15 protein-coding genes are annotated in these 20150 nt (G+C 71.2%); 9 read left to right on the forward strand and 6 right to left on the reverse strand.

What is annotated here, in order from left to right:
* Positions 1 to 189 precede the first annotated feature (189 nt).
* From EAO77_RS07825 to EAO77_RS07840, 4 genes are read left to right on the forward strand one after another with little or no spacing between them, the layout of a single operon-like run.
* Positions 190 to 666 carry a hypothetical protein gene (locus EAO77_RS07825; protein ID WP_147987315.1) on the forward strand — a complete coding sequence of 159 codons (477 nt, stop codon included), beginning with the start codon at positions 190 to 192 and terminating at the stop codon, positions 664 to 666.
* A gap of 15 nt (positions 667 to 681) precedes the next feature.
* A complete protein-coding gene (locus EAO77_RS07830; protein ID WP_147987316.1) occupies positions 682 to 2400 on the forward strand; it encodes a hypothetical protein in 1719 nt (572 codons plus the stop codon).
* 8 nt (positions 2401 to 2408) lie between these two features.
* Complete coding sequence (locus tag EAO77_RS07835; protein WP_147987317.1) at positions 2409 to 3110, forward strand: ABC transporter ATP-binding protein; 702 nt, start codon at positions 2409 to 2411, stop codon at positions 3108 to 3110.
* Positions 3107 to 5710: an NHL domain-containing thioredoxin family protein gene (locus tag EAO77_RS07840; RefSeq protein WP_261993835.1), complete on the forward strand. Its 2604-nt coding sequence runs from the start codon at positions 3107 to 3109 to the stop codon at positions 5708 to 5710. Before EAO77_RS07835 ends, EAO77_RS07840 begins: the two co-directional genes overlap by 4 nt.
* An 82-nt stretch (positions 5711 to 5792) precedes the next feature.
* Here the strand turns inward: EAO77_RS07840 and EAO77_RS07845 are convergent, their stop codons facing one another.
* From EAO77_RS07845 to EAO77_RS07855, 3 genes are all read right to left on the reverse strand, one after another.
* Positions 5793 to 6164: a DUF3303 family protein gene (locus tag EAO77_RS07845; RefSeq protein ID WP_261993836.1), complete on the reverse strand. Its 372-nt coding sequence runs from the start codon at positions 6162 to 6164 to the stop codon at positions 5793 to 5795.
* 56 nt (positions 6165 to 6220) lie between these two features.
* The gene (locus EAO77_RS07850; RefSeq protein ID WP_147987318.1) at positions 6221 to 7540 is read right to left on the reverse strand and encodes a M18 family aminopeptidase; all 1320 of its coding nucleotides are present in this window, start codon (positions 7538 to 7540) and stop codon (positions 6221 to 6223) included.
* Between the two features lie 149 nt (positions 7541 to 7689).
* Positions 7690 to 9516, reverse strand: a complete 1827-nt coding sequence (locus EAO77_RS07855; protein ID WP_147987319.1) for an acyl-CoA dehydrogenase — start codon at positions 9514 to 9516, stop codon at positions 7690 to 7692.
* A gap of 131 nt (positions 9517 to 9647) precedes the next feature.
* Here EAO77_RS07855 and EAO77_RS07860 point away from each other — a divergent pair, with 131 nt between their 5' ends.
* The 3 genes from EAO77_RS07860 to EAO77_RS07870 all read left to right on the forward strand — a co-directional run bounded on the left by EAO77_RS07860 (position 9648) and on the right by EAO77_RS07870 (position 12492).
* Complete coding sequence (locus EAO77_RS07860; RefSeq protein WP_147987320.1) at positions 9648 to 10100, forward strand: SseB family protein; 453 nt, start codon at positions 9648 to 9650, stop codon at positions 10098 to 10100.
* Positions 10101 to 10236: 136 nt separating this feature from the next.
* Positions 10237 to 11220, forward strand: a complete 984-nt coding sequence (locus EAO77_RS07865) for a pirin family protein (protein ID WP_147987321.1) — start codon at positions 10237 to 10239, stop codon at positions 11218 to 11220.
* Positions 11221 to 11403: 183 nt separating this feature from the next.
* Positions 11404 to 12492: an AI-2E family transporter gene (locus EAO77_RS07870; RefSeq protein ID WP_147987322.1), complete on the forward strand. Its 1089-nt coding sequence runs from the start codon at positions 11404 to 11406 to the stop codon at positions 12490 to 12492.
* On the opposite strand, the gene EAO77_RS07875 is transcribed toward EAO77_RS07870, so the two are convergent.
* Entirely contained in the window at positions 12438 to 14570 is a 2133-nt protein-coding gene (locus EAO77_RS07875) for a SpoIIE family protein phosphatase (RefSeq protein ID WP_147987323.1), read from the reverse strand. The two genes, EAO77_RS07870 and EAO77_RS07875, sit on opposite strands and share 55 nt — an antisense overlap.
* A 163-nt stretch (positions 14571 to 14733) precedes the next feature.
* On the opposite strand from EAO77_RS07875, the gene aspS reads away from it, so the two are divergent.
* Complete coding sequence (gene aspS / locus EAO77_RS07880; protein ID WP_147987324.1) at positions 14734 to 16506, forward strand: aspartate--tRNA ligase; 1773 nt, start codon at positions 14734 to 14736, stop codon at positions 16504 to 16506.
* 218 nt (positions 16507 to 16724) lie between these two features.
* Positions 16725 to 17501 (forward strand): hypothetical protein, encoded by a 777-nt coding sequence (locus EAO77_RS07885; protein ID WP_147987325.1) that lies wholly within the window; start codon positions 16725 to 16727, stop codon positions 17499 to 17501.
* Positions 17502 to 17649: 148 nt separating this feature from the next.
* On the opposite strand, the gene metG is transcribed toward EAO77_RS07885, so the two are convergent.
* Positions 17650 to 19269, reverse strand: a complete 1620-nt coding sequence (gene metG / locus EAO77_RS07890; protein WP_147987326.1) for a methionine--tRNA ligase — start codon at positions 19267 to 19269, stop codon at positions 17650 to 17652.
* Between the two features lie 133 nt (positions 19270 to 19402).
* A partial coding sequence (locus EAO77_RS07895) for a VWA domain-containing protein (RefSeq protein WP_147989019.1) occupies positions 19403 to 20150 on the reverse strand: 748 nt, incomplete at its 5' end.

Here is a 20150-nt window from a genome sequence, read left to right on the forward strand (position 1 = left end):
GATCGAGGAACGTTTCCCGAGGGTGCGCAGCCCGTGCTGCGACCTGGATGTATCGATCATGCGCCGCGGGGACTCGCGGGCGTGAAGGAACGTTGCGGCGATATCTAGTCGTATCAGCTTCCCCGAGCTGTGGGTTTGCGCCGCCGCTACAGTCTGCTCCCGACCGCAACTCTTTCCGTCGGGGTGGAAATGAAGAAGTTCAGCGTTTCTCTGGGAGCAGCAGCGCTTTTCCTGTTCTCGGTGGGTGCAGGGCCGGCTGACGCCATCAGTGACAGTTCGAAGCGCTCCATCGGCCGTGGAATCAGCCTGCAGGCGAACGCCTGGGAGTGCAATCTCTGGGCGAAGGCATGTGACTGGAAGACGTCGGCCAAGGTCTACAAGGGTTCGAAGCGCCAGAAGATGACCTGGGTCAAGAACGTCGCCCAGATCACGGGCCGGGGCGGATCCGTATCCATCGGCGGCAGTGGCACCGGTGTTACCGGCAGTGGGAGTGCCGGCACTCACTCGTTCGAGTGGACAAACAAGAACGCTTGGATGGCAGACCTCGCGGGGCAGGCGCGCTCCGGCTACCTGTCCATGGTCTGGGGCATCGAGACCTGCTCCCATGCCTCGACCCATCACGAGTACCTGGGCGTCAAGGGGACCGCGTCCGCCTGCGCCGGCTGAGCGAACGGAACTGACATGAGCAGAGGTTCGAGGCCCCGTTCACGACTGATCGCGGTGGCCGTTGCGGGCGGGTTGGCCGCCTCCCTTTTCGGGCTGCGTCTCTTCGGGAACGTTCTCGACCTCTCGGGTGGCGACGACCACGAAGTTCCGCTTTCCGCGCAGCAGCGCAATCTCGTGCTTCAGATCGAAGATCTCCGGTCCGATGACGGTCTGTACACCGTTTCCATGGGTTCTGCCGCGAAACCGGGATTGTACGAATCGGCGCACGGGCTGACTGCATTGAAGGCCGCTGACGGAGAGGCGCCCTCTATCTCTCTGACCGTCGAATCCCTGCACAGAGCGTTCGCCGATGAAATGAGCGAGGAGCCATTCAGCTCGGCTGTATGGATTTCGCAGATTGAGGCGGCGACAGGCAAGAGGCTGCACAGGGAAGAAGACCGTCAAGCGCTGTTGCAGCGATTCTCCCCCCAGGGGTTCTTCCGCGATCCTGCGTCCGAATCCGACAGTTTGTCGACGCGGCTGAACGACACGTCCAGCGCTTTGGCCGGCCTGGCGCAGTTCGGTGTCGAATTGACGGCGCACCAACGCGCCGCCATCAGGCAGTGGCTGGCACAGGTCGGCAACACTGCGCCACGGCGACCCGTCCAGCTCTACCACTTGGAGTACATCGCCGAGGCGATCGGTGTGGCCCCGCCGACGAATGTCGCCGAGGGGGCCAGGCAATGGTGGCGCGCCGAGGGCCGGTTGTTGGACGCGTCCGCCGATGAGGAGGACACCATCGAAGCGGCGTACTACATCCTGCTCGCGAACCGCCTGGGCTGGGATCTGACTGAGCAAAGGCGCCATTGGGAGGCCGTTCTCTCTCCCGACGAGCCGGTGTCCACCGATACCCAGGTCAGTGCGCTCACCGCGAGGGCCTGGACATCCCTGAAGGGGTCCGCCGAACGTCTTGATCCGCTGGTTCAGCGAATCAGTAAGCGTCGGCTCCCCACCGGCGTGGTGTCGTCGGTACAGGTACGTCATGGCTCGCTGACATCCGCGTACGAGGTGGTCAGACTTCGCATGGTCGTCGGGCTGCCCATTGACGATCCCGAACTGCGGGCCGCACTCACCAAGATGAAACCCACCGTCCTCGGTACGTACGATCCGCTGCTCCGCGGGGCATGGCTTTCGCTCATGGACAGTGTGGGTGGTCCGGTGTCGGCCCGGGAGCGTCGAAGGATCGTTGCCGACGTCACGGCGGGTGCTCCACGAACCGTCGATGTGCGCAACGTCGACGTCTGGAACAGGTTCACCGACATCCTCGTCGGCCTGGACGAGGCGGTGCCGCACGCGGACGTGCGGAGTTGGGAACCTGACCGCCCCGAGTACCGCTATGCCCGAAGCCTTCTGATCAACAGCTTGCACCGCACCGGGCGCCTCGACGATTTCCCGGCCGTACGGCCTCGTCCGGCGGAGTTGGTCGCGGAGGCCGAGGAACGCCTGCAGGCAGGCACCGTGCGGGAAGGTGCCGAGGCACTGAGCGCAGCCAGCGCCCTCGGATGGACCCCCACGCACGAGGACGCTGAGCGCATCACCGCGCTGTTGGAGAAGCGGCGGGACTGTCCCGGGGCTTCGGCGTTCTACCGGGACAGTGCGAAGGACGACGAGTGCGGGGTACCGGGCACGCGGGCGGCCTACCGGATCAGCGCGTTGCTCGAAGGTGCCATGCCCGCGATCACCCGGACCCCGTGAGGACGAGCGTGGAAGCCGTACTGAGAGCCCATCGGCTCTGCCTGACCCATCACGGCCCGAACGGGCCCGTCGCCGCCGTACGGGACGTGTCGCTCGGGGTCGCGGCCGGCGAGACGGTCGCGCTGGTCGGGCGGTCGGGCAGCGGGAAGACGAGTCTGCTCATGGCACTGGGCCTGCTGGCGACACCCGACGCGGGCACGGTGCTGGTCGAGGGCCGGGACACGGCAGGGCTGGGGGACGCCGAGCTGTCCGCGCTGCGCCGCGACCGGATCGGCTTCGTGTTCCAGGCGTTCAACCTGCTGCCCCAGTTCACCGCCGAGGAGAACGTCGCCATGGCCCATCGCTCCGGGCTGCGGGGCGGCGCCGAGCGGGCGGCGCGGCTGCTGGGCGACGTCGGGCTCGGACACCGGCTGCGGCACCGGCCGCACCAGCTGTCCGCCGGTGAGCAGCAGCGTGTCGCCATCGCGCGGGCGCTGGTCAACGAGCCCGCCGTCGTGCTCGCCGACGAACCGACCGGCAACCTGGACGCCGAGACCGAGTCGGACGTGCTCGACGTACTCACCCGGGGCGCGGCCGGCAGCGGCTGCGCCGTGCTGCTGGTGACCCACAGCGGCGACGTGGCCGCCCGCGCCGGCCGGGTGCTGCGCATGGCGGACGGAGTGTGCGCCGAGGACGCGGAGCGCACCGAGCCCCGGAGGGCCGCCACATGAAACCGCTGCACCACGGACTGCTGAACGCACGCCGCTTCGCCCGGCGTTCGTCCGCCTCGGTACTGGCCCTCGCGCTGTGCGGCACGCTCTCGCTGGCCGCCGCCACCGTCGTCCGCGGTGCCGAGCGGGCTGCCGAGGCGACACTGTCCTCCGGGACGAGCCTCCAGCAGATCGATCTGGAGCCGCGCACCGACGACTCGGCGACCAAGCGGCTGACGCCGGCCACCCTCACCGCGGTGGCGGCTCTGTCCGGTGTCCGGTCCGTGGAACCGGTCGTGCAGGCGTCCTTCGACAGCGGGCCCGACGAGAGCCTGCCGCCGTTCCTGCTCCATGCGACCTCGGCACGTGTATCCGTGCCACCGCCGCTGCTGGAGCGGGTGCGGCCCGAGGTCTTCCCGCTGGAGGGCGACGAGGTCGTCCTCCCGGCCGTCGGCGACGGGCAGGACCTGTCCGGCCTGCTCGGCCGGACCGTGTCCGTCGGCTACGTCCAGCGCATCGGCGAGAACCGCGGCACCGGCGTCACCGATCGCATCACCGTCGTCGGGCTGTACGACCCGGCCTGGCAGATCGACGGGCCGAACGCCGCCTACGCGGCCACCCCGCTGGTGGCGAAGTGGGCCGCGGCGCGGGAAGGGGTGGGGGCCGAGCGGTTTCTGCAGACGCGGGGGTTCTCCAAGGCGACGGTCGTGACGGCGGCCGCGACGACCAGCAGACCGAGCATGAGCAGCGCCCCCCACCGGAAGAGCTCCAGCAGCACCGGCAGCTCCCGCACCCGGTCGGCCACCGCGTACGCGTGGAAGCGCTGCTCGTGCAGGCGCTCCAGCACCTCGTCGACCGCCTCCGGCCCCGAGCTGATCGGCAAGGGCGGCTGGCTGAACACAGGGGGCAAGGAACTCACCCTCGCCGACCTGCGAGGACGGATCACGATCCTCGATTTCTGGACGTTCTGCTGCATCAACTGCCTGCACGTCCTCGACGAGCTCAGGGAGCTGGAGGAGAAGCACCGGGACACCGTCGTGATCATCGGTGTGCACTCGCCGAAGTTCGTGCACGAGGCGGAGCACGAGGCCGTCGTCGACGCGGTCGAGCGCTACCAGGTGCACCACCCGGTGCTGGACGACCCCGAGCTCGCCACCTGGAAGCAGTACGCCGTGCGCGCCTGGCCGACGCTGGTCGTCATCGACCCCGAGGGGTACGTCGTCGCCCAGCACGCGGGCGAGGGCCATGCGCACGCGATCGAGCGGCTCGTCGAGGAGCTGGAGGCCGAGCACGAGGCCAAGGGCACCCTGCGGCGCGGGGACGGCCCGTACGTGGCTCCGGAGCCGGCGGCGACCGATCTCCGTTTCCCCGGCAAGGCGCTCCGGCTGCCGACCGGGAACTTCCTGGTGTCCGACTCGACCCGGCACGAGCTGGTCGAGCTGGCGGCGGACGGGGAGAGCGTGGTGCGGCGCATCGGCGGCGACGGCCGGTTCAACGAGCCGCAGGGCCTGGCGCTGCTGCCCGACGGCCGGGTGGCGGTCGCGGACACCGTGCACCACCAGCTGAAGGCGTACGACCCGCGGACCGGTGCGATCGAGCTGCTCGCGGGCACGGGCGAGCAGTGGTGGCAGGGTTCGCCGACGTCGGGCCCGGCCACCGAGGTCTCGCTGTCGTCGCCCTGGGACGTGGCCTGGTGGAACGACCGGCTGTGGATCGCGATGGCGGGTGTGCACCAGCTGTGGACGTACGACCCCGAGGAGGGGACCGTCCAGGTCGCGGCCGGTACGACGAACGAGGGGCTGGTCGACGGACCGGCGGCCGAGGCGTGGTTCGCGCAGCCGTCCGGGCTCGCCGCGGCCGGTGAGCGGCTGTGGATCGCCGACTCCGAGACCAGCTCGGTGCGCTGGATCGACACCGAGGGTGTGGTGCGCACCGCTGTCGGCACCGGGCTGTTCGACTTCGGGCACCGCGACGGCGAGGCCGGGCAGGCCCTGCTCCAGCACCCGCTGGGCGTGACGGCGCTGCCCGACGGGTCGGTGGCGATCAGCGACACCTACAACCACGCGCTGCGGCGCTTCGATCCGGCGTCCGGGGAGGTCACGACGCTCGCCACCGACCTGCGCGAGCCGAGCGGCGCGGTGCTGGACGGTGACGAGATCGTGGTCGTGGAGTCGGCGCGGCACCGGCTGACGCGGCTGAGGCTTCCGGAGGAGGCGGTGCGTGTGGAGGCGGTGGCGCACCGCACGCGGCGGGCGGCCACCGATGTGGGACCGGGCACGCTGCGGCTGGACGTGGTGTTCCAGGCGCCCGCCGGACAGAAGCTGGACACCCGGTACGGGCCGTCGACGCGGCTGCTGGTGTCGTCCACGCCGCCCGAGCTGCTGCGGTCGGGCGAGGGGGCGGGGACGGATCTGTCCCGGGAGCTGGAGATCGACCCGGAGGTGGCCGAGGGCGTGCTGCACGTCTCCGCGATGGCGGCGTCCTGCGACGACGACCCGGCGAACGAGTACCCGGCCTGCCATGTGCACCAGCAGGACTGGGGCGTCCCGGTCCGTGTGACGCCGGACGGCGCGGCCCGGCTGCCGCTGGTGCTGGCGGGGATGGACGAGCAGCAGGACTGACCCGCCGGACGGCGGGTCGCGCCGGCGACACGGCGGCGCCCCCGGAGGGATCCGGGGGCGCCGCCGTGTCGTGCGTGCGCTGTCAGTGGCCGCCGGCCACCTGGGCGAGGCCCTTCATGAGGTCGTCCCTGTCCATGCACGGCGCGATCTCGACGCGGGCGCCGAACTCCTGGAAGAACGGCTCCACCAGGACGGGCAGGGTGGTGCTGTCCTGCATGTCGAAGACGATGACGCAGGCGCGGCAGCCGTCGTGCGGGCTGAAGTAGGCGGCCTCGGGCTTCAGGTGGCCGAGGATCGAGGCCCACAGCTCCTGGGCGCGGCCCGTCCTGATGGTCTCGTTGGTCTTGGCCGTGTCCATGACGGCCCGCAGCATCATCCTCATCGCACCCGCTCCGCATCCGTTGGCGTCGTCGCCGTCGTCCCCCTGCCGCTCAGGGTCGGGCGGCAGGGGCACGGCGGCAACATCTCGTGCGCCGGTCGGATGCCCGGTGGCACGGGGCGGGCGCGGGCTCAGCCCTCCAGGAAGGCGACCAGGGCGTTCGCCAGCAGGAAGGGGTCGTCGGCGCCGCAGAGTTCGCGGGCGCTGTGCATGGACAGGATGGGCACGCCGATGTCCACGGTGTGGATGCCGTGCCGGGCCGCCGTGATGGGGCCGATGGTGGTGCCGCAGGGCATGGCGTTGTTGGAGACGAACGTCTGCCACGGCACGCCGGCCTTCTCGCAGGCGGCCGCGAACACGGCCCGGCCGGAGCCGTCGGTGGCGTAGCGCTGGTTGACGTTGACCTTGAGGATCGGGCCGCCGTTGGCGCGCGGGTGGTGGGTCGGGTCGTGGCGCTCGGCGTAGTTGGGGTGCACGGCGTGGCCGGTGTCGGAGGAGAGGCAGACCGTGCCGGCGTAGGCGCGGGCGCGGTCCTCCAGGCTGCCGCCGCGGCTGTGGACCGAGCGTTCGAGCACCGAGCCGAGCAGCGGCCCGTCGGCGCCGGTGTCCGACTGGGAGCCGTTCTCCTCGTGGTCGAAGGCGGCGAGCACCGGGATGTACGGCAGGTCCGTCCAGCCGGCGACGGCGGCGAGGGCCGCGGTGCCGGCGTGCACGGAGAGCAGGTTGTCCATCCGCGGCCCGGCCAGCAGTTCGCGGTCGCGGCCGAGGTAGGCGGGCGGCTCGACGGGGTGGACCATCAGGTCCCAGCCGGTGACCTCGCCCTCGGCGATGCCCGCCTCCTCCTCCAGGAAGGCGATCAGGTCGCCCTCCTGCACATCGCCGAGGCCCCAGATCGGCTGCATGTGGCGCTGGCGGTCGAGCTTGAGCCCGTCGGTGTTGACGGAGCGGTCGAGGTGGACGGCGAGCTGCGGGACGCGCAGCAGCGGACGGTCGACGTTCACCAGCCGGTGGGTGCCGTCGCGCAGGGTCAGCCGCCCGGCGAGGCCGAGGTCGCGGTCGAGCCACGTGTTGAGGAGCGTGCCGCCGTAGATCTCGACGGCGATCTGGCGCCAGCCGTGGGAGCCGGTGTCGGGCAGCGGCTTGACGTGCAGGTTGGGGGAGTCGGTGTGGGCTCCGACGATACGGAACGGGGTGTGCGCAGCGGCTCCCTCGGGCACGTACCAGGCGATCAGGGCCCCGCCGCGCACCACGTAGCGGCCGCCTGCGGTGCCGTCCCAGGCATCCGTCTCCAGCACCTGGCGGAAGCCCGCCTTCTCCAGTCGCCCGGCGGCCTCGGCGACCGCGTGGTAGGGCGTCGGCGATGCGGCGAGGAACGACATCAGGTCGTCGGTGTGGCCGCGGTCGAACGGGGTGGTGCTCGCCGGCGGGGTGGGGGCGGGTTCGCTGCTCATGATGTTCACCTTAACGAGGGGCCGCGCGCACGGCGGTTGCCGCTGCGCCGCACCTGGTCGGCGGCCGGTGGGCCGCGGCGGGCGGTTGACATGACAGGGCCGCCGCCCGAGGGTTCGGGCGGCGGCCTGGTGCCTGTGTACCGCAGAGCCTAGAACGCGGCCTCGTCGAGGTCCATGAGCGAGCCGTCGACCGTCTCGGCGAGCGCGCGCTCGACGGAGACGCCGGGCAGGACGTTGGCGGCGAAGAACTTCGCGGCCGCGATCTTGCCCTGGTAGAACGGCACGTCCTTGGCGGCGGCCGTCTCCAGCTTCTCGGCGGCCACGGCGGCGCCGCGCAGCAGCAGGTAGCCGACGACGACGTCGCCGGAGGCCATCAGCAGGCGGGTGGTGTTGAGGCCGACCTTGTAGATGCTCTTGACGTCCTCGCCGGTGGCGATGAGGTCGTTCGTCATCGTGCCGACGATCGCCTCCAGGTCGACGGCGGCCTTCGCCAGGGCGTCGCGGGCGCCGGAGAGCTCCTCGCCGCCGGTGCCGACGGCCAGGAACTTCTTGATCTCCTCGGAGAGCGTGTTCAGGGCCTGGCCCTGGTCGCGCACGATCTTGCGGAAGAAGTAGTCCTGGCCCTGGATGGCCGTGGTGCCCTCGTAGAGGGTGTCGATCTTGGCGTCGCGGATGTACTGCTCGATCGGGTACTCCTGCAGGTAGCCGGAGCCGCCGAAGGTCTGCAGGGACTGGGCGAGCTGCTCGTACGACCGCTCGGAGCCGTAGCCCTTGACGATGGGCAGGAGCAGGTCGTTGAGGGCGACGAGGGACTTGGCGTCCTCGCCGGACGCCTCCTTGACGGCGATCTCGTCCTGGACGGCGGCCGTGTAGAGCACCAGGGCGCGCATGCCCTCGGCGTAGGCCTTCTGCGTCATCAGGGAGCGGCGCACGTCGGGGTGGTGGGTGATGGTGACCTTGGGGGCGGACTTGTCGGCGAAGTTCACCAGGTCCTGGCCCTGGACGCGCTCCTTGGCGTACTCCAGCGCGTTCAGGTAGCCGGTGGACAGGGTGGCGATGGCCTTCGTGCCGACCATCATCCGGGCGAACTCGATGATCATGAACATCTGGCGGATGCCGTCGTGCTTGTCGCCGATCAGCCAGCCCTTGGCGGGGTGCTGGTCGCCGAAGGTCATCTCGCAGGTGTTGGAGGCCTTGAGGCCCATCTTGTGCTCGACGTTGGTCGCGTAGACGCCGTTGCGCTCGCCCAGCTCGCCGGTCTCCCAGTCGAAGTGGTACTTCGGCACGAGGAAGAGGGACAGGCCCTTGGTGCCCGGACCGGCGCCCTCGGGACGGGCGAGGACGTAGTGGAGGATGTTCTCCTCCATGTCGTGCTCACCGGAGGTGATGAAGCGCTTGACGCCCTCGATGTGCCAGGAGCCGTCCTCCTGCTGCACGGCCTTGGTACGGCCGGCGCCCACGTCCGAGCCGGCGTCCGGCTCGGTGAGGACCATGGTGGAGCCCCAGCGCTTGTCGACCGCGATCTGCGCGACCTTCTTCTGCGCCTCGTTGCCCTCCTCGAAGAGGATGCCGGCGAACGCGGGGCCGGAGGAGTACATCCAGATGGCCGGGTTCGAGCCGAGCAGCAGCTCCGCGTAGGCCCAGATCAGGGAGCGCGGCGAGGTGGTGCCGCCGATCTCCTCGGGCAGGCCGAGGCGCCAGTACTCGGAGTCCATGAAGGCTTCGTAGCTCTTCTTGAAGCTCGCGGGGACGGGCGCGGTGTTGGTGGCGGGGTCGAAGACCGGAGGGTTGCGGTCGGCGTCGGCGAAGGACTCGGCCAGCTCGTTCTCCGCGAGCCGGGCGATCTCCTCCAGGATCGACTTGGCGGTGTCGACGTCCATCTCCGCGAACGGGCCGGTGCCGTACAGCTTGTCGCGCCCGAGGACCTCGAAGAGGTTGAACTCGATGTCGCGGAGATTCGACTTGTAGTGCCCCATGGCGACGGCTCCGTAAGACTCGGAAGTGGGACTGATCGTCCACGTACCAGTAAGTAGCTACGATGATGCTACCCGTCGGTAATAAGATGCAACCCCGATCGGGACAACTGTGACTCGTTACTCTTGCGGGCATGTACGGCTACGACCAGACCCCGGGCGCCCAGCAGCAGCAGTACGTGCCGCAGCAGCCCTCCTACGGGCAGCAGCCGCTGTATCCGGAACCGTCGCCGCCGTCCCTCGCGGACGCGGTGCGCGCCTTCACCACCGGGGCGATGTCGGCCGAGGACTTCCAGCAGATCTTCGCCACGTCGAAGGTCTACTGCCCTCGCGGGGACAACCCCGGCTTCCTGGCGCTGCACAACACCCAGCAGCCGGTGATCCCGATGTTCACCTCGCTCAAGGAGCTGCGCAGGTACGCGGGCAAGGAGTCGAAGTACTTCGTCATCACCGGCGCCGAGGTGATCGACCTGCTGCCGACGGGGTACGGCTTCGTGCTCGACATGGAGGGCGATCACCGCATGGTCTTCGACGCGAAGGCCGTGGAGCAGATGGTCGACTTCGCCATGCGCCGGATGTACGGCTAGGCCGTGCTCCGCGAGGCCGCGGAGTGGTCGGGAGCGCGACGGGGCGCCCGGGAGGAATTCCTCCCGGGCGTTCTTCGTTTGCGGTGGCAAGAAGTTCATTCTTCAACTAAAGTGGTCGCACAAGGAGGTCCCCGCCATGCCTGCAGTGACTGTCGAGAACCCGCTCACCCTGCCCCGCGTCGCCGCGCCCGCCGATGCCGTCTCCCGGCCGGTGCGCACCGTGACCACCGCGCCCAGCGGTTTCGAAGGGGAGGGCTTCCCGGTGCGGCGCGCGTTCGCCGGCATCAACTACCAGCACCTCGACCCGTTCATCATGATGGACCAGATGGGTGAGGTGGACTACGCGCCCGGAGAGCCGAAGGGCACCCCCTGGCACCCCCACCGCGGCTTCGAGACCGTCACCTACCTGATCGACGGCACCTTCGTCCACCAGGACAGCAACGGCGGCGGCGGGACCATCCGGAACGGCGACACCCAGTGGATGACGGCCGGCAGCGGCCTGTTGCACATCGAGGCGCCCCCGGAGCAGCTCGTCATGTCCGGCGGTCTCTTCCACGGCCTCCAGCTCTGGGTGAACCTCCCCGCGCGGGACAAGATGATGGACCCGCGCTACCAGGACATCCGCGGCGGCCAGGTCCAGCTGCTCACCTCCCCCGACGGCGGCGCGCTGCTCCGGGTCATCGCGGGCGACCTGGACGGCCACCGGGGACCGGGCATCACCCACACCCCGATCACGATGATCCATGCGACCCTGCGCCCCGGTGCGCAGATCAGGATCCCGTGGCGCGAGGACTTCAACGGCCTGGCCTACGTGCTCGCCGGGCGCGGAGCGGTCGGCGAGGAGCGGCGGCCCGTGCACATGGGGCAGACCGCGGTCTTCGGTGACGGCGGCGCGCTCACCGTGTGGGCCGACGACGCCCAGAACGGCTCGCACACCGGGGATCTGGAGATCGTCCTGCTCGGCGGCCGGCCGATCCGGGAGCCGATGGCGCACTACGGGCCGTTCGTCATGAACACCCGCGCCGAACTGCAGCAGGCCTTCGAGGACTTCCAGAAGGGCCGCCTCGGCACCGTCCCCGCCGTCCACGGCATGAAGCCCTCCGGTCCGGACGGGGACTAGTCACCCCGCCACCGCCCGCCCCCGCGGCGGGCCCGGCGCCCCCTCACCCCCGTGGCCCGCTCCGGCGGGCCACGGGGGTGAGGGGGCGCCGGGCCCGCCGCCCCGCGGCGGGCCCGGCGCCCCCTCACCCCCGTGGCCCGCTCCGGCGGGCCGCGGGGCGGGGTGCGTGATCGGGTGGGCAGGGTGACCGGTCCGCAGCCGCAGCCCCTGCTCCCCGAGCCCGTCCGCAGGCTCGCCGCCTGGTGCGCGGTCGCCCTGCTGGTGGCCGGCGTCGCGGGAGTCGGCGTCTGGCTGGTGATCGTCCTCAAGACCGCCGTCACCCCGGTGCTGCTGGCCCTGCTCGGCACCGCGCTGCTCGGACCGCTCCACCGCCGGCTGCTGAAGATGAAGGTGCAGCGCTCGCTCGCCGCCGGGCTGACCTGCGCCGCCGTGCTCGCCGTCGTCGGCGGGGCGGTCTACATCGTGGTGCACGCCCTGCTGGAGACCGGCGACCAGATCGTCGCCTCCGTCCGCCGGGCCGCCCAGGACCTCGCGGACCACTTCGGGGCCGCCGGCACCTCGCTGGACGACATCGCCCGGAACGCCAGGGAACTCCTCGGCACGTTCGGCGGCACCGCCGCGTCCGGGGTGATCACCGGCCTGAGCGTCGTCGGCGAGATGATCGCCCTCGCCGTCCTGGCCCTGCTGCTCGTCTTCTTCTTCCTGCGCGACTCCGACCGGGCCGTCTCCACCCTGCGCTCCGTCGTGCCCCACTCCACCGGCGACGTCGCCGAGGCCATGTCGCGCCGTGCCTTCGGGGCCGTCGAGGGGTTCATGCGCGGGACCACCTTCATCGCCCTGATCGACGCCGTCTGCATCACCGCCGGCCTGCTGATCCTGCGGGTGCCCGGAGCGGCCGGTCTCGGCGCGCTGGTCTTCGTGGGCGCCTACATCCCCTACCTCGGCGCGTTCCTCTCCGGCGCCGTCGCCGTCCTCGTCGCACTAGCCGACCGCGGCTTCGTCATCGCGCTCTGGGTGCTCGGGGTGGTGCTCGCCGTGCAGGTGCTGGAGGGCCATGTGCTCCAGCCGATGATCCAGAGCCGCACGGTCCAGATGCACCCGGCCGTCGTGATGCTGACGATCACCGCCGGTGCCGGTCTCGCGGGGATCCTCGGAATGCTGCTGGCCGTCCCGGTGACGGCCGCGGCCTTCGGCGTCGTCGGCGAGCTGCGGGAACGCTACGGGACGCCGTCGCCGCCGTCCGCGGAGTCCGGCCCGGCGGGCGGCTCGTAGAGCTCGAACCAGATCGACTTGCCCTCGCCCCGCGGGTCCACCCCCCACGCGTCGGCGAGCATCTCCATCAGCACCAGGCCGCGCCCCGACGACGCCATCTCGCCCGGCGTGCGCCGGTGGGGCAGCTCGTCGCTGGTGTCCGAGACCTCCACCCGGAGTCGCCTGGCCGTGTCCGTGTGATGGACCTCCGCCGCCAGCAGCGCCGTGCCGTCGGTGTGGACGAGCACATTGGTGGCCATCTCCGAGACCATCAGCACCGCCGAGTCGACCTGTTCCGGGTCCGCCCAGTCGTGCAGCAGCTCCCGCACCTGCCGGCGGGCGGCCGCGATCCGCTCCGGCTGCGCCTGGCCGACGCTCATGGCCGTGCGCCGGGTGGGACGGCGGGACGGCGCGCCCTCGCGGGTGAGCAGCAGCAGCGCGATGTCGTCCTCGCGCCGGTCCGCGAGCGGCCCGGTCGTGTAGTGCGAGGTGGGGCCGTGCACCGCCCGCACCAGATCGTCGGCCAGCTCCTCCAGCGAGCCGTCCGTACGGCGTTCCAGCACGCCGCGCAGCCGGGCCCAGCCGGTGTCGAGGTCGTGCCCGCCGGTCTCCAGCAGGCCGTCGGTGCAGATCAGCAGCGTCTCCCCGGCCTCCAGCACGAACCGGGTCGTCGGATAGTCGGTGTCCGGGTCGATGCCCAGCGGCAGCCCGCCCTCGGTGGTGCGCAGCATCACCGTCCCGTCCGCCGTGAGCACCGACGGCTCGGGATGGCCGGCCCGGGCGATCTCGACCGTCCCGGTCGCCGGATCGAACTCCAGGTAGAGACAGGTCGCGAACCGCGGGCCCTCGTGGCCGTCGTCGTCGGACGTGTCCGTGATGCCGTGCAGGAAACGCGAGGCCCGCGAGAGCACCGCGTCGGGGCGGTGCCCCTCGGACGCGTAGGCGCGCAACGCGATCCGCAATTGGCCCATCAGCCCCGCGGCACGCACATCGTGGCCCTGGACGTCCCCGATGACCAGGGCGATGCTCCCGCGCGCCCGTCCGGCACGTGAGGTGCCGCCGCCCGGCAGCGGGATCATGTCGTACCAGTCGCCGCCCACCTGGAGGCCCCCGCCGGTGGGCACGTACCGGGCGGCCACGGTGACCCCGGGGATCCCCGGGGTCACCGTCGGCAGCATGGTGCGCTGGAGCCCGAGCGAGAGCTCCCGCTCGGACTCGGCGGCCCCGGCGCGGGTGAGGGCCTGGGCGAGCATCCGGGCCACGGTGGTGAGCACCGACCGTTCGTCGGGCGTGAACGCCACCGGATGCCGGAAGGCGGCCATCCAGGCACCGATCGTGCGGCCGGCGACGACCAGCGGCAGGAAGGCCCACGACTCGCGGCCGAAGCGCCGCGCCAGCGGCCAGGTCACGGGGAAGCGGCTCCGGTACCCCTCCGGGCTCGGCAGGTAGACGGCCCGCCCGGTCCGCACCACCTCGGCCGCCGGGTAGTCGGTGTCCAGGGGCATGTCGGCGAAGGGTTCGTCGTCACCGGCGCCGTGCCCGTGGTGGCCCACGATGGTCAGCCGGTCCCCGGCGATGCCGAACACCGCGAGCCCGTCGGGCGAGAAGCCGGGCATGGAGAGCGACGCCGAGACCCGCAGCACCTCCTCCGTGGAACGGGCCTCCGCCAGCGCCCGGCCCGCGTCGAGCAGGAACGCCTCGCGCGAACGCCGCCAGTCGCCGGTGACCGGCGCGCCGGCGGCCGCGGCGCCGGACGGGTCGGTGACCTCCTGGACCGTGCCCACCAGCGTGGGTCCGTCGTCCCCGGCGGACGACCTGCCGCGGCTGCGCACGATCCGCAGCACCCGGCCGGCCGGGTCGACCACCCGCAGCCGTGCCTCGGCGACGGCGTCCTCGGCGGACGCCCGCGTGATGACGGCGTTCAGCTCGCCCCAGTCCACCGGGTGGATCCGTGCGCGGACGGCGGACACCGGGACCCGGCCCGGATCGCCGGGCAGCTCCAGGAGCCGGGCGGCCACGGTGTCGAGAGCGATCGTCCCGGAGCGGTCCCAGCGCCACACGCCGGTCGCCACGGCGACCAGCACGTCCTCGATGCGCATTGCCTCACTTTAGGCAGATCCGTGCCACGGCCACCTGCCGGGCCCCCGGCGGCCCGGGACGCCCGCCCGCGGTGTTGCGTATATGTCAAAGAGAGCGACGGGGGCCGGGCGGTAACCTTGCAAAGGTTGCCCACCCCCGAATCCCAAGACTGGATGAACGACGATGCATCGGTACAGGTCCCACACCTGCGGTGAGCTCCGCGCCTCTGACGTCGGCACCGACGTCCGGCTGAGCGGCTGGCTGCACAATCGCCGAGACCTGGGCGGCATCCTCTTCATCGATCTGCGCGACCACTACGGCATCACGCAGCTCGTCGCCCGCCCCGGCACCGCGGCCTACGAGGCCCTCGACAAGGTGAACAAGGAGTCGGTCGTCCGCGTCGACGGCCAGGTCGTCTCCCGGGGCGCCGAGAACGTCAACGCCGAGCTCCCCACGGGTGAGGTCGAGGTCGAGGTCTCGTCGGTCGAGCTGCTGGGCGCGGCGCAGCAGCTGCCGTTCCAGATCAACACCGACGACGGGGTGGGTGAGGAGCGCCGCCTGGAGTACCGCTTCCTCGACCTGCGCCGCGAGCGGATGCACCGCAACATCATGCTGCGCTCCGCGGTCATCGCCGCCATCCGCTCGAAGATGGTGGCCCTCGGCTTCAACGAGATGGCGACCCCGATCCTCACCGCGACCTCGCCCGAGGGCGCCCGTGACTTCGTCGTCCCGTCCCGGCTCAACCCGGGCAAGTTCTACGCCCTGCCGCAGGCCCCGCAGCAGTTCAAGCAGCTGTTCATGATCTCCGGCTTCGACCGGTACTTCCAGATCGCGCCCTGCTTCCGCGACGAGGACGCCCGCGCGGACCGCTCGCCCGGCGAGTTCTACCAGCTCGACGTCGAGATGAGCTTCGTCGAGCAGGAGGACGTCTTCCAGCCGATCGAGAAGCTGATGACCGAGCTCTTCGAGGAGTTCGGCGGGGGCCGCCACGTCACCTCGCCGTTCCCGCGGATCCCGTTCCGCGAGTCGATGCTGAAGTACGGCAACGACAAGCCGGACCTGCGCGCCAAGCTGGAGCTCGTCGACATCACCGACGTCTTCGAGGGCTCGGAGTTCAAGGCGTTCGCCGGCAAGCACGTCCGCGCGCTGCCGGTGCCGGACGTCCATGCCCAGCCCCGCAAGTTCTTCGACGGCCTCGGCGACTACGCCGTCGAGCAGGGCGCCAAGGGCCTGGCCTGGGTGCGCGTCGGCGAGGACGGCACGCTGACCGGCCCGATCGCCAAGTTCCTCACCGAGGAGAACGTCAAGGTCCTCACCGAGCGTCTCGGCCTCGCCGCGGGCCACGCCGTGTTCTTCGGCGCGGGTGAGTTCGACGAGGTCTCCAAGATCATGGGCGCGGTCCGCGTCGAGGCCGCCAAGCGCGCCGGCCACTTCGAGGACGGCGTCTTCCGCTTCTGCTGGATCGTCGACTTCCCGATGTACGAGAAGGACGAGGAGACCGGGAAGATCGACTTCTCGCACAACCCGTTCTCGATGCCGCAGGGCGGGCTCGAGGCCCTGGAGACGAAGGACCCGCTGGACGTCCTCGGCTGGCAGTACGACATCGTCTGCAACGGCGTGGAGCTCTCCTCCGGCGCGATCCGGAACCACGAGCCCGAGATCATGTTCAAGGCCTTCGAGATCGCCGGCTACGACAAGGAGACCGTGGAGCGCGAGTTCGCCGGCATGCTGCGTGCCTTCCAGTTCGGCGCCCCGCCGCACGGCGGCATCGCCCCGGGCGTGGACCGGATCGTCATGCTCCTCGCCGACGAGCCGAACATCCGCGAGACCATCGCCTTCCCGCTCAACGGCAACGCCCAGGACCTCATGATGGGCGCCCCGACCGAGCTGGAGGAGGCCCGGCTGCGCGAGCTCAACATCGCCCTGCGCAAGCCGGTGGCCAAGCCGGGCGAGTAGCGGCGAGGACGCGAAGGGCCCCGGGACCGTCACGGTCCCGGGGCCCTTCGCGTCCTGCGCGCGGGAATGGTCGGGAACGGAACGGGAAGGCGGCCTCCATCAGCCGTTCTGTCCGAAGATCGCCGTGTCCTGTCGTGCGTGAGCTGCGAAATGCCCGGGGCCTGCCACTCTGGAGACGCAAGCAGTAGGACGCTCCCCGTACCGGAAGGCCGCCCCGCATGTCCTCGCGCATCCGCACCCTCTCCGCCGTCGTGCTCCTGTGCGCCGGAGCACTGCTCACCGGCTGCGGGGACACCGGCTCCGGCCCGGCTCCGGGTGCCGACGCCAAGGCGGTGACCGGCGCGCGCGGCGAGGGACGCCCCGCTGCCGCGCCCGCCGCGGCCGCGCCGCAGACGCTCGCGGTCGCGCGGATCCCCGGCATCGGACCGCGGACGCATGCGCGGATCCCCGCCGACGCCCGCCAGGTCTTCGTCGTCACCGGCCAGGGGGCCGACGCGGCGGAGTCCTCCGCCGCCCTGTACCGGCACGACGCGGAGAAGGGGTGGCAGCGCACGGCCGGCCCCTGGCCCGCCCACAACGCGCTGCGCGGCTGGACCGACGAGCACCGCCAGGGCGACCTGCGCTCACCGATCGGCGTCTTCGGGCTCACCGACGCGGGCGGCCTGCTCCCCGACCCCGGCACGGAGCTCCCGTACGACCGGCAGTCCCTGTTCAGCATCAGCGGGCGCGGATTCGAGGGGGAGCCGCTCGAAGGGTCCTTCGACCACGTCGTGGCCGTGAACTACAACCGCGAGGCCGGCACCACGCCGCTCGACCCGACGCGTCCGCTGGGCGACGACCGGGGCGGCGGCATCTGGATCCACGTCGACCACGGCGGGCCCACGCAGGGATGCGTGTCGCTGGGACGCGACAGGATGAGGGAGCTGCTGCGGGCGCTCGACCCCGACCTGCACCCGGTGGTCGTGATGGGCCCGGCCGGGACACTGGCGCGCTGACGGCGGCGCGCCCGGCGCCAGGGCCCGGCGCGGCGCGCTTGTCCGCTCGCCGGCACGGAATCGCAGGGGTGACGCACGGGCGGCCCGGCACCGTCACCGGTGCCGGGCCGCCCGTACGGCCGGGCCCGACCTGCTCGGGCCCGGGCCGTCAGTCCTTCTTCGGGTCCTCCAGGCGGGGGAACAGCACCGCGCCCTTCGTCACCGTCGCACCGGCGGGCAGCTGACCCCAGGTGCCCGCGTCCTGCACGCGCTGGCCGGCGAGCGCGCCGAGAGCCGCCTCGGCGCCCAGCGAGTCCCACAGCTTCTGGGACGTCTCGGGCATGATCGCGTTCAGCAGCACCGCGACCGCGCGCAGCGACTCGGCCGCCGTGTAGAGGATCGTCGCCAGACGCGCCCTGCCCTCGGGCGACTCGTCCTTCGCGACCTTCCACGGCTCCTGCTCCGTGATGTAGCCGTTGACCTGCTTCACGAAGTCGAAGACCGCCAGGATGCCGCCCTGGAAGTCCAGCTCCTCGCCGATCTTCCGGTCGGCCTCGGCGACGGCCCTCGCCAGACCGTCCTGCACCGCCTTCTCGGCATCGCCGGAGGCCGTGGCCTCGGGCAGGGCACCGCCGAAGTACTTGCCGACCATGGCGGCGACGCGCGAGGCGAGGTTGCCGTAGTCGTTGGCGAGCTCGGAGGTGTAGCGGGCGGTGAAGTCCTCCCAGGAGAACGACCCGTCGCTGCCGAAGGCGATCGCGCGCAGGAAGTACCAGCGGTACGCGTCGACGCCGAAGTGCGAGGTCAGGTCCTGCGGCTTGATGCCGGTCAGGTTCGACTTCGACATCTTCTCGCCACCGACCATCAGCCAGCCGTTGGCCGCGACCCGGCCCGGCACGGGGAGCCCCTGCGCCATCAGCATCGCGGGCCAGATCACCGCGTGGAAGCGGAGGATGTCCTTGCCGACCAGGTGCACGTTCGCGGGGAACGTCTCCTCGAACTTCGCGGGGTTCTCGTTGTAGCCGACCGCCGTCGCGTAGTTGAGCAGCGCGTCGACCCACACGTAGATGACGTGCTTGTCGTCCCACGGCACGGGGACGCCCCAGTCGAAGGTGGAACGCGAGATCGACAGGTCCTGCAGCCCCTGCTTGACGAAGTTCACGACCTCGTTGCGGGCGGACTCGGGCTGGATGAAGCCCGGGTCGGCCGCGTACAGGTCGAGCAGCTTCGGGCCGTACTCGGAGAGCTTGAAGAAGTAGTTCTCCTCCTTGAGGATCTCCACCGGCTTCTTGTGGATCGGGCACAGCTTGGTGCCGTCCTCGGCCTCGATGAGGTCGCCGGGGAGCTTGTACTCCTCGCAGCCGACGCAGTACGGGCCCTCGTATCCGCCCTTGTAGATCTCGCCCTTGTCGTACAGGTCCTGCACGAACTCCTGCACACGGTCCGTGTGCCGCTTCTCCGTGGTGCGGATGAAGTCGTCGTTCGCGATGTTCAGGTGCTCCCAGAGGGGCTTCCAGGCCTCCTCGACGAGCTTGTCGCACCAGGCCTGGGGCGTGACGTCGTGCGCCTCGGCCGTGCGCATGATCTTCTGACCGTGCTCGTCCGTGCCGGTGAGGTACCACACCTTCTCACCGCGCTGGCGGTGCCAGCGGGTGAGCACGTCGCCTGCGACGGTCGTATAGGCGTGGCCCAGGTGAGGAGCGTCGTTGACGTAGTAGATGGGGGTCGACACGTAGAACGCCTTCGCGTCTGCGCTCGTCCCCTGCTTCTCGGATCCAGTGGCCGCCATGGACGAAATCCTATCGGCCCCGGCGAGCGCCCTTCACCGCGCTGTGCCCCCGTCCCGGCCGTGGAACGCGCCCGGCCCCGCACCGCCGGTTTCGGGCGGGTGCGGGGCCGGGCGGGCCGGTTGCGGGGGCGGCTCAGGCGCCGCGCGCCGCCAGCCAGGGCGCGAGACCCTCCAGCAGGCCCGCGTACAGCTCGGCGTCGGTCAGCTCACGGGGAGCCGGGCCGGCGGGGAAGAAGCCGGCGTTCGGGACGGAGAGCTTGCGCAGGTAGTCGAACGCCTTGGCGTCGTGCTCGCCCCATGCCACGAACTGCCAGAAGACCGGCCGGTCCGCGGCCTCCGCGAGCGCCGCGGTGGCGGCGGTCTTCGACTCCGGGGCGCCGTCGGTCTGGAAGATCACGAACGCGGGGTCGTCCGTGTCCGCCTCGGCGTGCAGCGCGAGCACCCGCTCGACGGCGAGGTGGTAGTTGGTGCGGCCCATCCGGCCGAGGCCGGCGTGCAGCTCGTCGATGCGGCCGTCGTGGGCGTCGAGCGTCAGCTCGCCGGTGCCGTCGACCTCGGTGGAGAAGAACACGACGTCGACGGTGGCGCGCTCGTCGAGGTGCGCGGCGAGGGCGAGCGCCTGCTCGCCGAGGCCCTGGGCGCTGCCGTCCTTGAAGTACGGCCGCATCGACCCGGACCGGTCCAGCACCAGGTACACCCGCGCCCGCGCCCCGGTGAGCTGCGCCTTCTTGAGCGCGGCACCCGCGGTCCGGTACGCGTCCACCACGAGCGGCGCCCGCGACTTCACCCGCGCGAGCCCGACGGCGGCCTTGCCGGCGGTGGCAGCGTCGCCTTCCGGCTCGGGGGTGGCTTCCGGCTCCGGGGTGGTGTCGGCCTCCGGG

Origin of the sequence: Streptomyces sp. T39, assembly GCF_008042045.1 — a bacterium.
In the GTDB taxonomy this organism is placed as follows: Bacteria; Actinomycetota; Actinomycetes; order Streptomycetales; family Streptomycetaceae; genus Streptomyces.

Bases quoted from the DNA above. Each gene is read 5' to 3' on its own strand.
- EAO77_RS07825 (WP_147987315.1), top strand. From the start codon at position 190: ATGAAGAAGTTCAGCGTTTCTCTGGGAGCAGCAGCGCTTTTCCTGTTC.
- EAO77_RS07830 (WP_147987316.1), top strand. From the start codon at position 682: ATGAGCAGAGGTTCGAGGCCCCGTTCACGACTGATCGCGGTGGCCGTT.
- EAO77_RS07840 (WP_261993835.1), top strand. From the start codon at position 3,107: ATGAAACCGCTGCACCACGGACTGCTGAACGCACGCCGCTTCGCCCGG.
- EAO77_RS07850 (WP_147987318.1), bottom strand. From the start codon at position 7,540: ATGAGCAGCGAACCCGCCCCCACCCCGCCGGCGAGCACCACCCCGTTC.
- EAO77_RS07855 (WP_147987319.1), bottom strand. From the start codon at position 9,516: ATGGGGCACTACAAGTCGAATCTCCGCGACATCGAGTTCAACCTCTTC.
- EAO77_RS07860 (WP_147987320.1), top strand. From the start codon at position 9,648: ATGTACGGCTACGACCAGACCCCGGGCGCCCAGCAGCAGCAGTACGTG.
- EAO77_RS07865 (WP_147987321.1), top strand. From the start codon at position 10,237: ATGCCTGCAGTGACTGTCGAGAACCCGCTCACCCTGCCCCGCGTCGCC.
- EAO77_RS07875 (WP_147987323.1), bottom strand. From the start codon at position 14,570: ATGCGCATCGAGGACGTGCTGGTCGCCGTGGCGACCGGCGTGTGGCGC.
- aspS (WP_147987324.1), top strand. From the start codon at position 14,734: ATGCATCGGTACAGGTCCCACACCTGCGGTGAGCTCCGCGCCTCTGAC.
- EAO77_RS07885 (WP_147987325.1), top strand. From the start codon at position 16,725: ATGTCCTCGCGCATCCGCACCCTCTCCGCCGTCGTGCTCCTGTGCGCC.
- metG (WP_147987326.1), bottom strand. From the start codon at position 19,269: ATGGCGGCCACTGGATCCGAGAAGCAGGGGACGAGCGCAGACGCGAAG.